This window comes from Rhodococcus sp. NPDC003383, assembly GCF_053589115.1.
Map to the genome: position 1 here is coordinate 1 of NZ_JBSFRG010000040.1, position 13,166 is coordinate 13,166.

A 13,166-nucleotide genomic window follows, 5' to 3' on the forward strand; every position below is an offset into this window, starting at 1 on the left:
GTGGTTTCGGTAGCGGCTGCTGCCGAAACCACGCACGGGTCTTAACGGGCGGGGACGAAGACCCGGCCGCCGCCGAACCTTCGATGAAGCAGTCGCCTATATGTCATCCTCGATTGAAAGTCAATGGTTGACGGATCGGGAGTGTGCCAGGTTACATCTTAGCGGTAAGTCTTTAAGGACTTAAGTATCTGGCTTCCGAGACCGAGGACCCCGATGACACCGGTATCGACACACATGTCCAGTACCACCGAGACGATCAGTGCCAGGCTCGAACGGCTCCCGATGAGCCGCTGGCACATCAAAGCGCGCGTCATCGTCGGCGCCGTCACCTTCTTCGACGGCTTCGACCAGCTGATGATCGCGTACTCCCTTCCCGTGCTGATTCCCAAGTGGAATCTCACCCCGGCATCCGTCGCCTGGGTCATCGCGATCGGGGGTATCGGCATGCTCGTCGGTGCGCTCGGCGGCGGCTGGCTCGCCGACCGCGTCGGCCGGCTGAACGTGATCATCGGATCACTCGCGCTGTACGCGGTGATGAGCCTCGGTATGGCCTTCACCGACTCCCTGATGCTGTTCCTGATGTTCCGATTCGTGCAGGGCATCGGCCTCGGTGCCGAGGTACCCGTCGCGGCCACCTACATCGGCGAGATCACCAAGGCCCACAACCGCGGACGATTCGTCCTGCTGTACGAGGTGATCTTCCCGATCGGCCTGGTCGCCTCGGCGATCGTCTCCGCCTGGGTGGTCCCGCGATTCGGCTACGAGATCCTGTTCGCGCTCGGCGCCGTCCCGATCCTGCTGCTCCCCGCGCTGTTCAAGCTGCCCGAATCCCCGCGGTGGCTCGCCTCCCGCGGCATGCACGACGAGGCCGAGGCCGCAATGCGCCGGATCGAAACCGAGATCACCGATCGATACGGAAAGACGCTGCCCGAGCCCGAACCCGTCGCCCCGATCGTCGCCGACACCACCCGCGGTCGCTTCCGTGAGGCGTTCCAGGGCATCTACCTGCGTCGCACGCTCATGCTCGCCGCCATCTGGGGCTGCGCCTACTTCGTCAACTACGGCATCGCATCCTGGCTGCCCACCCTCTACAGCACCGTCTTCGACGTCGGCGTCGACACCGCGCTGCACTACAGCATCTTCACGACCGTCGCCGGCCTCATCGGCTGCCTGATCGTCGCGTTCCTCATCGACAATCTCGGCCGCCGCATCTGCATCACCGCGTCGATGGTGCTGTGCGCCGCCCTGCTGTTCCTGCTCGCCGCGACCGGCACCGGATCGGCGATGTCGGTCCTGCTGTGGTCCGCCGGTGCGGCCCTGTTCGTCTTCGCCGTCAACATGGCCCTGTACGTCTACACGGCCGAGCTGTACCCCACCCGGATGCGCGCCATCGGCTGCGCGATCGGCGGAGCTGCCGGCCGGCTCGGCATCATCGTCGGACCACTGGTCGTCGGCGGCATCATGGGCGCCGGCGGAACCCTCGCGCTCGTGTTCGGAACCTTCGGCGCCGTCGCACTCGTCGGTGCGGTCGTCGTCGGCCTGTTCGCGGTCGAGACCCGCGAGAAGACCCTCGAGGAGATCTCCCAGTGACCACCACCGCAGACCTTCGTCCCGCCACGGCTGCCCACCCCACGACCCTCGACTTCGTTCCCGTCCCCGACGAGATCGCGGTCGGCGGCACCTGGCGCCGCGCCACCGGACCGGCCTTCTCCGTCGTCGATCCCGCCGACGGCCGGGTCCTCCAAGTCGTGCACCAGGCCACCGCCGCCGACGTCGACGACGCCGTCGCCGCGGGCCGGGCAGCCGCCGCCGACCCGGCGTGGCGCGCGCTGCTGCCCCACGAGCGGGCGCGGCACCTGCACCGCATCGCCGACGGGATCGAACGGCACAGCGCGCGGCTCGCGCTGCTGCAGAGCTACAACACCGGCAAGGCGCTCGCCGAGACGACGGCGCTGGTCGCCAGCGCGGCCGGGACCTTCCGCTACTTCGCCGCGGTGCTCGAAACCACCGACGACGACCTGACCGCCCCGCGCGGCAACTATCTGTCGATGAGCGTGCACGAGCCGATCGGCGTGATCGGGGCGATCGCCCCGTGGAACTCGCCGATCGCGAGCGACGCCCAGAAGATCGCCCCGGCCCTCGCGGCGGGCAACGCGATCGTCCTGAAACCGGCGGAGTGGACCCCGCTCGTTTCGCTCGCACTCGCGCGCATCGTCCACGACGCCGGACTGCCACCCGGGTTGCTGTCGGTCCTGCCCGGCAAGGGCTCGATCGTCGGCGACGCGATCGTCCGGCACCCGCAGGTCGGCAAGGTCACGTTCACCGGCGGCACCCGCACCGGACGCGCCCTCGCCCACGCGGCCGCGGAGAAGCTGATGCCGGTGTCGCTGGAACTGGGCGGGAAGTCACCGACGATCGTGCTCGACGACGCCGACATCGACGCGGCCGTCGCGGGCGTGATGTACGGGATCTTCTCGTCGTCCGGACAGAGCTGCATCGCGGGCTCACGATTGTTCGTCGACCGCACGCTCTACGACCGATTCCTCGGCGAACTCGTCCGGCGCACCCGCGCGCTGCGGGTCGGGAACGGCCGGGATCCGCGCACCCAGGTCGGTCCGCTCGTGCACCCCTCGCACCGGGACTCGGTGGCCGCCTACGTCGACCTGGCCCGGGGGGAGGGTGGCCGGATCCTGTGCGGCGGCCGTATTCCCGACGACCCGGAACTCGCGGGCGGCGCCTACTACCTGCCGACCGTCGTGGACGGGCTGACCAACGACGCCCGGGTGTGCCGGGAGGAGATCTTCGGGCCGGTCCTGGTGGCGTTGCCGTTCGACGGGGAAGAAGACCTGCTCGCGCAGGCCAACGACTCGGTGTTCGGACTGGCCGCCGGCATCTGGACCCGTGACTACCGCCGGGCCTGGCGACTGGCGCGCCGTCTCGAGGCGGGCACGGTGTGGATCAACACCTATAAGCGATTCAGCATCTCGACGCCCTTCGGTGGCGTCAAGGAGAGCGGGCTCGGGGTCGAGAAGGGTCGCGCCGGTATCGCGGCGTATTCGAGGCAGAAGAGCGTGTATCTCGGTCTCGACGACGCCCCCGACCCCTGGGCGGACTGACCGCCTCGTCCGGTTCCCCGGTCCCGGAAAACATTTCGGCCGGGGGACCTGTACAAGCAAATATCTTAGCGCTAAGATAAATGACATTCGCCACTGGAAGGCAATTCTCATGAACCAACCCATCGCCCGGCTGCGCCGCCTGCGCTCGGTGGAGCTGCGCACCCACGCCGCCGCCGAATCCGCCGAGTTCTACTCCGAGGTCTGGGGACTGCGCGTCGTCGAACAGGGCACCACCGGCGCGTGGCTGCGCGGCACCGGCGAGCAGCACCACGTCCTGCAGCTCACGCAGGCGGAACGAAACGGCTTGGGCCGCATCAGTTTCGCTGTCGCGACCCCCGCCGAGGTGGACGAGGCTGCCCGGCGGGTCGAAGCCCGCGGCATCCCCGTCGTGCACGGGCCGGGACCGATCGACGACGCCGGCGGCGGATACGGACTGCGGATCGTCGACCCGGAAGGCCGGGTCCTCGAACTTGTCGCCGACACCCTCGCCGTTCCCGCGCTCGTCCGCGACGACGCGGTGCCGGTCGGGGTCACGCACGTCGTGCTCAACACCGTCGACATCGACGCATCCGTGCAGTTCTACTGCGACGTACTCGGCATGCGCGTCTCCGACTGGTCCGAACACCAGATGGCGTTCCTGCGGTGCAACTCCGACCATCACAGCATCGCGTTCAACCAGGCCGAATGGGCGTCGGTCAACCACGTCGCCTACGAGATGCCGACGGTCGACCACTTCATGCGCGGCATCGGACGGCTGCGCCACCACGGACAGTTGCCGCTGTGGGGTCCCGGCAAGCACGGCCCCGGCGACAACACCTTCTCCTACTTCGCCGACCCCGCGGGCCTGGTGTGCGAATACACCTCCGGCATCGCACAGGTCGACGAGGACCGCTGGCTGTGCCGCGTGTGGCGCCGCGTCCCCGAGTTGTCCGACCTGTGGGGCACCGCCGGCCCGCCGTCGCGGCAGGTCCGCGAGCACATGGCGGGCATCCCGGACCCCGGCGCCTTCGCGCGCCTCGACCGGATGCAGGCATCATGATTCACGTCGTCGAACGCGGTACCGGCCCGGCCGTGCTGATGCTGCACGGAATCGGCGGCAGCGCAGACAGTTTCGCCCCGCAGCTCACCGGACTCGCCGAATCGCTCCGCATGATCGCGTGGGACGCCCCCGGCTACGCGCGCAGCGACGACCCGGTGCGGCCGCTCGACCTCGACGACTACGCGGACGCCGCGGCGGACATCGTCCGGGACCGGTGCGGCGACGCGGGCGCACACATCCTCGGAATGTCCTGGGGCGGTGTACTCGCCACCCGGCTGGCGCTGCGGCACCCCGAGCTCGTGCGCAGCCTGATCCTCGGCGCGTCGTCGGTCGGATCCGGCGCCGACCCCGACAGCGCCGAGAACATGCGGGCGCGGGCCGCGGATCTCGACCGCAGCGGACCGGCCGACTTCGCGCGCCGTCGCGCCCCGCGGCTGCTGTCGGCGGACGCACCCCGGCACCTCGTCGACCGCGCGACGGCGATCATGGCCGAATCGGTGCGGCTGCCCGGCTACGGTCACGCCGCCGAAACGATGGCCGCGACCGACCACACCGGCGACCTCGAGAAGATCGACGTTCCGACGCTCGTGCTGTGCGGGGACGCCGACACCGTCACCGGCATCTCGGCGAGCCAGGTTCTCGCCGGCGGCATCCCGGGTGCGGTGTTCGTCACCGTCCGCGGGGCGGGACATCTCGCCAACCAGGAACGCCCGGAGGCGTTCGACGCCTGGATCGAATCGTTCGTGCGAATCACCGAACGCCTGAGCAACCACTCGACCCACTGACGACGACTCACCGAAGAAACGGAGAACCACCATGACACTCGACTACGCGACCGCGGACCTGAAGGAATTCACCGACTCGCTCATCCTGACCCGCGGCACCCGCCACGAGGACTGGGACACCCTCGGATTCCAGACCAAAGCCGGAGATCAGTTCCGGCGCGCCCAGATCCGCTACGTCGGCTCCGGCGCCACCGGCAACCACGAGAACGACACCCGCACCATCGGCTCCCGCGGCTTCACGTTCTCGAACATGCTGCTGCCGCCCGGCGCCGAGGGGCCCGAGCACACCCACCACGACGCCGAGGAGGCCTTCTTCGTCCTCGAAGGCGAGGTCGAGGTGGGCATCCACCGCGACGGCGTCGTCGAGAAGCGGACCCTCGGCTACCGCGACATGATCGTCGTGCCGGCCGGCGTGCCGCGCAGCCTGAAGAACACCGGCACCACCGATGCGCTGTTCTGCGTGATCATCGGCACGCAGAAGCCGCAGGTTCCCACCTACCCCGAGACCTCCGCGGTCTTCGGCGTCTCCCGGGACTGACCCGTGGGTGCCCTCGACGACCGCACCGTCGTCGTCACCGGAGCCGGGCGCGGCCTGGGCCTGGCGATCGCCCGCCGTCTCGGCGCCGACGGCGCGGCGCTGTGGATCGCCGACATCGCGGCCGACCGCGGCACGGACGCCGCCGCGAAACTGCGCTCCGACGGCATCGCGGCACAGTTCGTCCCCGTGGACCTCGCCGACGCCGACTCGGTCGACGAGATGGCCGCCCGGGTCACCGCACACGGCCCGCTGTACGGCCTGGTCAACAACGCCGCGCTCGCCGACGGGGTCGGCGGCAAGGCCGTGCACGAACTGCCGATCGACGAGTGGGACCGCGTCCTGAACGTCAACCTGCGCGGCACGTTCCTCGTCTGCCGGGCCCTCGTGCCCTCGATCATCGAGGGCGGCGGTGGCCGCGTGGTCACCATCGGATCCGACGCGGCGCACTACGGTTCCCCGAGGCTCACGCACTACATCGCGTCCAAGGGCGGCGTGTCCGCGCTGACCCGCACGATGGCCCGCGATCTCGGACCGTACGCGATCACCGTCAACACCGTCTCGCCCGGACTGACGGAAAGTGAATCGGCACAACATGTTCCGCAGCACCGGCACGACTTGTACCGGCTCAACCGGGCCCTGACGCGGCCGCAGCAACCCGCGGATCTGGTCGGAGCCGTCGCCTTCCTGATGGGCGACGAGGCGTCGTACATCACCGGGCAGGAACTCGTCGTCGACGGCGGATTCGTCCTGCACTAGCACCTGAGAGGACCGGGTCGTGGACCTGCTTCTGAACAATCGCACCTATCTCGTGACCGGAGGCAGCTCCGGCGTCGGCCTCGCCACCGTGCGGATGCTGCTCGGCGAGGGCGCGAACATCGTGACCTGCGCCCGCGACGTGGACCGCCTGAACGCGGCACTCGACGGCCTCGCCGGCCGCGAACGCATCCTCACCGCGGCGTGCGACGTCCGCGACCGGGACGCGGTCGCCGACCTGGTGGCCCGCGCCCAGGACACCTTCGGCGGCCTCGACGGCCTGGTCAACAACGCGGGCAACTCGCGGATGAAACCGCGCGCCGAGACCACCCTCGACGACTGGCGCGACGAGTTCGACCTCAAGTTCTCGAGCGTGCTCAACACCGTCGACGCCGCGCTGCCGCTGCTGCGCAAGTCGCCGGCACCGTCGATCGTCAACATCTCGGCGGTCCTCGCCCGCCAGCCCGAGACCCGGCTGGTCACCACGAGCGCGGCCCGCGCGGGACTGCTCAACCTGAGCAAGTCCCTGTCGCTGGAACTGGCTCCGGAGGCGATCCGCGTCAACTCGGTCGCTCTCGGTCTCGTCGACACCGGGCAGTGGCGGCGCCGCTACGAAACCTCCGGATACACCGGAAGTTTCGCCGAGTGGGAAGCCGAGATCGCCGCAGACCGCGGGATCGGCCTCGGCCGCTTCGGCAACGCCGACGAGGTCGCCTACCTCGTCGTCACCCTGCTCTCACCCCGCTCGTCGTACGTGACGGGCACGAGCATCGACGTGTGCGGCGGAGTCGCGCGCTATGTCTGAAAGGAAACCCATGGCCAGCGAATCGCGAGCCGGCGGCAACGGCGGGGACCTGCTGGTGCAGGTGCTGCGCGACGCCGGAGTCGACACCGTCTTCGGCATCGTCAGCGTCCACAACCAGCCCCTCGTCGAGGCGGTGAGCAGGCAACTGCGCTTCGTACCGGTGCGGCACGAGGCGACCGCCGTCAACGCCGCCGACGGATACGCCCGCGCCACCGGCGGACTCGGCTGCGCCCTGACCAGTACCGGAACCGGTGCCGGCAACGCGGCGGGCTCGCTGATCGAATCGCTCGCCTCCGGCACCTCGGTCCTGCACATCACCGGGCAGGTCGAATCCCGCTACCTCGGGTCGGGCCGCGGATTCATCCACGAGACCAAGGACCAGCTCGGGATGCTCACCGCGGTCTCGGCCTACGCCGAGACCATCCGCGACGCGGACAGCGCCGCGAAGGTGCTGCGCGAGGCGGTCGCCCACGCGCTCGCCACGCCCGGCGGTCCCGCCAGCGTCGAGTGGCCCATCGACCTGCAGTACGCGCAGTGCCCGGTGACCGCGGAGGTGCCGCAGGCCGAACCGGCGGCCGCCGCGCCGACCGGTCTCGACGAGGCGCTGCGGGCCATGGAACAGGCACGGCGCCCGGTGATCTGGGCGGGCGGCGGAGCGGCGCGAGCAGGGGACGCGCTGACCGCCCTCGTCGAACGGTGGGGTGTTCCGCTGCTGACCAGCAACTCCGGCCGCGGTGCGGTGCCCGAGGATCACCCTCTGTGCATCGGCAACTACGCGACGTCGCCGCTCGGGCGGGCGCTGCTCGCCGACGCCGACCTCGTGTTGTCCCTGGGCACGCACTTCCGGTCGAACGAAACCGGTGACTACTCGATTCCCATGCCCGCGAGTCATATTCAGGTGGACCTCGACCCGGCCGCGCCGGGCCGCGTCTTCCCGGCGGATCTGCCCGTGGTGGGAGAGATCGGTGCGTTCCTCGCTGCCGCGGGGCGCCTCGACGGACTCGGCGATGCGGTCGAGGAGCACTGGACGACGCGGGCCCGCGAGACCCGCGACCGGGTGCGCGCGACGCAGCGCGCCGGGCTGGGTGACCATGCGGTGCTGTGCGACGCCGTGCGCGCGGCATTGCCTCGCGATGCCGTCGTGGCGCGCGATGTGACGATCGCGTCGAGTTCGTGGGGCAATCGCCTGCTGCCGATGTACGACCCGCGCGCCAACGTCTTCCCACGGGGCGGTGGCATCGGGCAGGGCCTCGGTATGGCGATCGGCGCCGCACTGGCGGACGAGACCCGCCCGACGCTCGCGCTCGTCGGCGACGGGGGACTGGCCGTGCACTTGGGGGAGATCCTCACCCTGGCGCAGGAGAAGCCGTGGCTGGTGCTGCTCGTGTGCAACGACGGCGGCTACGGGGTGCTGCGCAACATGCAGATCGGGGCCGGTGAGCGACCGTACGCGGTCGATCTGGCAACCCCGGATTTCGCGCTGCTCGCTCGAGCCGTGGGGGTCGAGTACCGGTGCATCGCCGCTGCCGGGGAGGCCCACGACGTTCTCGCCGACGCGGTGTCGCGGCAGGCGCCCGTGCTCGTGGAGGTCGATCTCGCGGCCTACGGGCCGATGCCGACGCCCTTCACGCCGCCGGTCACCGTACCGGTCGGCTAGCACCCGGAAAAACTTCCCGGCGACTGTGGCGCGGATAACATCTTAGCGCTAAACTAATAAGCGCTGAACTGATCTCCCCGGAGGAAAACATGACTGCAGACACCGTCGACCTGATGGTCCGTCAGATGCGGATCGAGTCCACCGGCGTCGTCTCCCTGCGGCTGGAACATCCCGACGGTGCCGCGGTCGAGCGCTGGACACCCGGAGCGCACCTCGACCTTCATCTCGGCGGTGGCCACGTCCGCCAGTACTCGCTGTGCGGCGACCCCGACGACAAGACGGGCTACCGCGTCGCGGTCCTGCTCGAGAAGTCCGGGCGCGGGGGATCGCGCCGCGTCCACGAGACCCTGCGCCCCGGCGACACCGTCGCGGTGAGCCTGCCGCGCAACAACTTCGAGCTCCTGCCGTCCCCGCGCTACCTGTTCGTCGCCGGCGGGATCGGCATCACCCCGATCCTGGCGATGATCACCGAGGCGGAACGCGCCGGCGCCGAGTGGGAACTGCACTACGGTGGCCGCGACCGCTCCACCATGGCGTTCCTCGACGAACTCGCCGGCTACGGAGACCGTGTGCGCGTCGTCGCGGAGGACCGCGACGGAATGCTGGATCTGGCTGCGCTGCTGGAGAATCCGCGACCGGATACCCTCGTGTACACGTGCGGTCCGGAAGGGCTGCTGGCCGCCGTCGAGTCGTACGCGCCGGCCTGGCCGGACGGTGCGATCCGTCTCGAACGGTTCAAGGCCCCCGAACGCGCCGCCGCCGCTGGTGAGGACGCCTCCTTCCGGGTGGTGTGCGAGAGCTCCGGCGTGTCCGCGACCGTGGCCCCGGACCGGTCGATCCTCGAAACTCTCGAGGACGCCGGTGTCGACGTGCCCAACTCGTGCCGCGAAGGCATCTGCGGCTCGTGTGAGACCCGGGTGCTGTGCGGCACCCCCGACCACCGCGACTCCCTGCTCAGCGCCGCCGAACAGGAATCCGGCGCCACCATCATGTTGTGTGTCTCCCGCGCCCGCTCCGACGAGCTGGTGCTGGACCTGTAGAAAGGATCCAGGATGGATCGCTACCTGAAGATTCATCAGGCCCGCACGGCCGACCCCACCCCCTACGAAGTCAAGCTCGCCAAGGCGATCGAAGCGGTCTTCGGATCGGGCGTCCACCACCTCGAGGGACTAGTCAAGGGGCTCAACGACTCCGGCATCCACGGACCCGACGGGGCCGAGTGGACCCCCGAGTCGTTCACCGCCGAGATGCACCGGATCGGAGCCTGACCATGGTGAATCGACTGCGCCGCACCCCGAAGACCGCCGACGAGATCTTCGCGACCGGCATGCGCGACCAGTGGCACGCGGTGTGCCCGTCGGACTTCGTCGAACGCGGTGGCATCCGCAAGCTGCGCCGCCTCGGCGAGGACTGGGTGCTCTACCGCGGATCCGACGGCACCGTGCGCATGCTCGAGGACCGCTGCCCACACCGCGGTGCCCCACTCTCGCAGGGCGTGCACCTGGGCGATCGCCTCGCGTGCCGCTACCACGGCGTCGAGGTCGACGGTACCGGCACCGTCGCGAAGGTCCCCGGCATGCCCGGCTGCAACCTCGAAGGCAAGAAGCTCGTCTCGTCGCTGCCCGTCCGCGAGGTCGGCGGGGCGATCCTCGCCTGGTTCGGCACCGATCCCGACGCCGAACCGGGTCCGCTCGAACTTCCGGATCCGCTTGTGGACGAGGATGTTTCGGCATTCCTGTGCTACGCGGAGTGGGAGGCGCCGTGGCGCTTCGCGCTCGAGAACCTGCTCGATCCCATGCACGGCGCGTTCCTGCACCACGAATCACACTCGATGTTCGGGGGTGAAACCTCGGCCCGCTTCCGGATCCGGGAGACCGACCGCGGCTTCTTCTTCGAGAAGACCGACCAGCGCGGCGTGAACTTCGACTGGGTCGAGTACTGCCGCACCGGTGCCGACTGGGTCGACCTCGAGATCCCGTACCCGCCGACCGCGGGTCCCGGCGGACCGTTCGGCATCGTCGGCATGGGCACCCCGATCGACGCCGACACCACCGCGGTCTTCTTCTGGCGCTATCGCCGGGTCCAGGGCTGGGAACGCGACGTGTGGCGCTTCCTGTACCGCACCGTGCTCGAGGAACGGCACTGGGAGGTACTCGAGCAAGATCGGGTCATGCTCGAGGGGATGGCTCCCGACGCCGACGCGGCCGAGAACCTCTACCAGCACGACCTCGGTGTCATGCGGTTGCGCCGGCTGTACCGGGCGCGCGCGGAGGAGCTGGCCGCAGCCGCGGCCGAATCCTGATCCGGAGGACGGCACGCCCGAGGGTGGCGGATTCTTCACCCCCGGGTGGCTGTCCGGGATCTCGGGTTCGCTCGACACTTGATCGGGTCAGGGCCGCTCCGTCGCGGTGGCGGCATTACGGATTCGACGTGTGGAGCATGGCCTATGCCATTCATCGAGTTGCAGGACGGCCGCTGGGTGCGCAAGACGGAGGTCGGCCTCCGTCAACTGGCACCGGAGGGCGCGGGTTCGTTGCCGAATCTGCTTCTGCGGCAGTTCAAGACGACGACCCGGTTCCAAGTGCTGGACACGTTCCGCTACACCCCGGCCGTGGACGAGGACGATTGGCAGGATGCCCCGGCCGTCGAGAACGGCGAACAGTTCGAGGTGCGCGCGCAGTCGACGTCGGATCTGGCATCGATCCCACCGTGCATGTGGGGACTCATCGCGAGCTACGGCGGCCACACCATGCCCGCCCTGCTGCACGACACCCAGTGTGCTGCAGCGAGGGACGTGGGCAAGGCGGACCCCATGCGCGCCCGGGCCATGAGACGACGAGCCGATGCGCGGTTCCGCAGCACTCTCCGCCACGAGTCGGACGCGGGCGTCGTCACGCAGTGGATCATGTGGGCGACGGTTCGGGTGTTCGCGTCCCCGCCGTATGCGCTGCTCGTCCTGCTGTTCGCGCTGGTGTTGTGGGGGCGTGTCGCGACGGCCGCCGTCCCGGCGCTCCCGGGTGCCGGTGTCGCCTCGGCGGCGTTTTTTCCTTGTCTCGCAGCGGTTTTCGTCGGAGCCGGCCTCGTCAGTCGCGAGGCGGCGCCGCCCGGTACACCGGGGAAGAGATATCGCGAGGCCGTGCGGGAGAATCTGACGGCGGCGATGATCGTGACTCTGATCCTGCCCACCATTCTTCCCATGCTGCTGTCGACGCTGCTGACGCGAATCCTGCTGATGCTCGCCGATGTCATCGGATTCGTTGTCGACGCGATCTGTGCGACGCTCGGCCGCCCGCCGGTGTCCGGTGGGCCCGAGTATCCGGTCATCGAGTCGCCGGCGCGAGCCGAATGAGAAACCGACGAGCGCGCCCGCACCTTCTCCGGTGCGGGCGCGTTCTGTTGTGCCCCAGGTGTTTTCCGTCTCGCTGTGGGGCGGCCGTCATTCCCCGTCGTGCCGGATGATGGAGTGCTCGAGTTTGCGGAGGAGTCCGGCGAGAGCGGCCTGGTCGGCGGCGGACAGACCCGCGAGCATGCGCGCCTCGTTCTCGAAGTGGGCGACGGCGATCTCGTCGATCAGCTTCTTGCCCTCGTCGGTGAGCTGCGCGTGCACGATCCGGCGATCCTCCTCGTCGCGCTCGCGCCGGACGAGACCGGCCTGGACGAGGCGATCGATGCGGAGGGTGATGCCGCCGGTGGTCACCAGCGAACTCTCGGCGAGCTGACCCGACGTCATCCGGTACGGTTCGCCTGCGCGGCGCAGGGCGGCGAGCACGTCGAACGAGGCCATGTTGATGCCGAACTCGTCGAAGACGCGTCCGATGGCGCTCTGGTACCGCAGATACGTGCGGTGCAGGCGCCCGAGCACCTCGAGGGGTGTCACGTCGAGGTCGGGCCACTGGCGAGCCCACTGACTCACGATGTCGTCGACGGCATCGTGTTCCGGAACGGTGTCGCGCCCCACGTGGCCTCCTCGTGTTCGCCGTCGTCACGCTCGGTTGTTGAGCGCAAAGGCAATGATCACGATACGGCCTGCGTGGGGCGCGCGGGGAATGCAGGATCAGGCGCGGTGGGTGGCGACCGCGTCGATCTCGACGGTGGCACCGTAGGGGAGTGCGCTGACCTCGACGAAGGTGCGTGCCGGCCGGGGCTCGGGGAACAGGCGCTCGAACTGCCGGTTCGCTTCCTCCCGCAGCGAGAGGTCGGTGACGAAGTAGGTGAGCTTGACGACGTCGGAGAGCGTGCCGCCGACGACGGCGAGCCGGTCGGTCATCCGGTCGATGGCGGCGTCGAGCGCCTCGGTGCGGCCTCCGACGGCGGCACCCTCCGGGTCCACGGACAGGGCGCCCGAGACGAAGACGAGGCCGGCGGCGACATACGCGGGGCTGTAGGGGTGCTGGGCGCTGACAGCGGTGAGGGACATGGAATCTCCAGGGTCGGAAGACGGGATCGGATTTATCTTAGCGCTCAACTAATTGA

General features: G+C 69.4%; 14 protein-coding genes. 12 read left to right on the forward strand and 2 right to left on the reverse strand.

Translation table 11 applies throughout. The features are described from left to right. The first annotated feature begins 213 nt into the window (after nt 1–213). The 12 genes from ACWDTS_RS25240 (at nt 214) to ACWDTS_RS25295 (ending at nt 12,042) form a co-directional block, all read left to right on the forward strand. Nucleotides 214–1,590 carry an MFS transporter gene (locus tag ACWDTS_RS25240; protein ID WP_450119241.1) on the forward strand — a complete coding sequence of 459 codons (1,377 nt, stop codon included), beginning with the start codon at nt 214–216 and terminating at the stop codon, nt 1,588–1,590. After that, complete coding sequence (locus ACWDTS_RS25245; protein ID WP_450119242.1) at nt 1,587–3,116, forward strand: aldehyde dehydrogenase family protein; 1,530 nt, start codon at nt 1,587–1,589, stop codon at nt 3,114–3,116. The genes ACWDTS_RS25240 and ACWDTS_RS25245 overlap by 4 nt, the downstream gene beginning before the upstream one ends. A 109-nt stretch (nt 3,117–3,225) precedes the next feature. Further along, complete coding sequence (locus tag ACWDTS_RS25250; RefSeq protein ID WP_450111139.1) at nt 3,226–4,155, forward strand: VOC family protein; 930 nt, start codon at nt 3,226–3,228, stop codon at nt 4,153–4,155. Next, the gene (locus tag ACWDTS_RS25255; protein WP_450111138.1) at nt 4,152–4,940 is read left to right on the forward strand and encodes an alpha/beta fold hydrolase; all 789 of its coding nucleotides are present in this window, start codon (nt 4,152–4,154) and stop codon (nt 4,938–4,940) included. The genes ACWDTS_RS25250 and ACWDTS_RS25255 overlap by 4 nt, the downstream gene beginning before the upstream one ends. Nucleotides 4,941–4,971: 31 nt before the next feature. Then, the gene (locus tag ACWDTS_RS25260) at nt 4,972–5,478 is read left to right on the forward strand and encodes a cupin domain-containing protein (protein WP_197254263.1); all 507 of its coding nucleotides are present in this window, start codon (nt 4,972–4,974) and stop codon (nt 5,476–5,478) included. Nucleotides 5,479–5,481: 3 nt separating this feature from the next. Next, nucleotides 5,482–6,234: a 3-oxoacyl-ACP reductase family protein gene (locus ACWDTS_RS25265; RefSeq protein WP_450119243.1), complete on the forward strand. Its 753-nt coding sequence runs from the start codon at nt 5,482–5,484 to the stop codon at nt 6,232–6,234. 19 nt (nt 6,235–6,253) lie between these two features. Further along, complete coding sequence (locus ACWDTS_RS25270; RefSeq protein ID WP_450111136.1) at nt 6,254–7,036, forward strand: SDR family oxidoreductase; 783 nt, start codon at nt 6,254–6,256, stop codon at nt 7,034–7,036. Next, on the forward strand, nt 7,029–8,693 hold the full coding sequence (locus tag ACWDTS_RS25275) for a thiamine pyrophosphate-binding protein (protein ID WP_197254258.1): 1,665 nt from the start codon (nt 7,029–7,031) through the stop codon (nt 8,691–8,693). The genes ACWDTS_RS25270 and ACWDTS_RS25275 overlap by 8 nt, the downstream gene beginning before the upstream one ends. Nucleotides 8,694–8,782: 89 nt before the next feature. Continuing rightward, entirely contained in the window at nt 8,783–9,733 is a 951-nt protein-coding gene (locus tag ACWDTS_RS25280; RefSeq protein WP_450111134.1) for a PDR/VanB family oxidoreductase, read from the forward strand. Between the two features lie 12 nt (nt 9,734–9,745). After that, complete coding sequence (locus tag ACWDTS_RS25285; protein WP_450111133.1) at nt 9,746–9,961, forward strand: recombinase-like helix-turn-helix domain-containing protein; 216 nt, start codon at nt 9,746–9,748, stop codon at nt 9,959–9,961. A gap of 2 nt (nt 9,962–9,963) precedes the next feature. Next, nucleotides 9,964–10,995 carry a Rieske 2Fe-2S domain-containing protein gene (locus ACWDTS_RS25290; protein ID WP_450111132.1) on the forward strand — a complete coding sequence of 344 codons (1,032 nt, stop codon included), beginning with the start codon at nt 9,964–9,966 and terminating at the stop codon, nt 10,993–10,995. 144 nt (nt 10,996–11,139) lie between these two features. Beyond that, nucleotides 11,140–12,042, forward strand: a complete 903-nt coding sequence (locus ACWDTS_RS25295; RefSeq protein WP_450111131.1) for a DUF1353 domain-containing protein — start codon at nt 11,140–11,142, stop codon at nt 12,040–12,042. Nucleotides 12,043–12,129: 87 nt separating this feature from the next. Here the strand turns inward: ACWDTS_RS25295 and ACWDTS_RS25300 are convergent, their stop codons facing one another. Together ACWDTS_RS25300 and ACWDTS_RS25305 are read right to left on the reverse strand one after the other, a co-directional pair. Then, nucleotides 12,130–12,651: a MarR family winged helix-turn-helix transcriptional regulator gene (locus ACWDTS_RS25300; protein WP_450111130.1), complete on the reverse strand. Its 522-nt coding sequence runs from the start codon at nt 12,649–12,651 to the stop codon at nt 12,130–12,132. Nucleotides 12,652–12,747: 96 nt separating this feature from the next. Beyond that, nucleotides 12,748–13,110, reverse strand: coding sequence for a RidA family protein (locus ACWDTS_RS25305; RefSeq protein WP_197254246.1), 363 nt, complete (start codon nt 13,108–13,110; stop codon nt 12,748–12,750). Between the last annotated feature and the right edge of the window lie 56 nt (nt 13,111–13,166).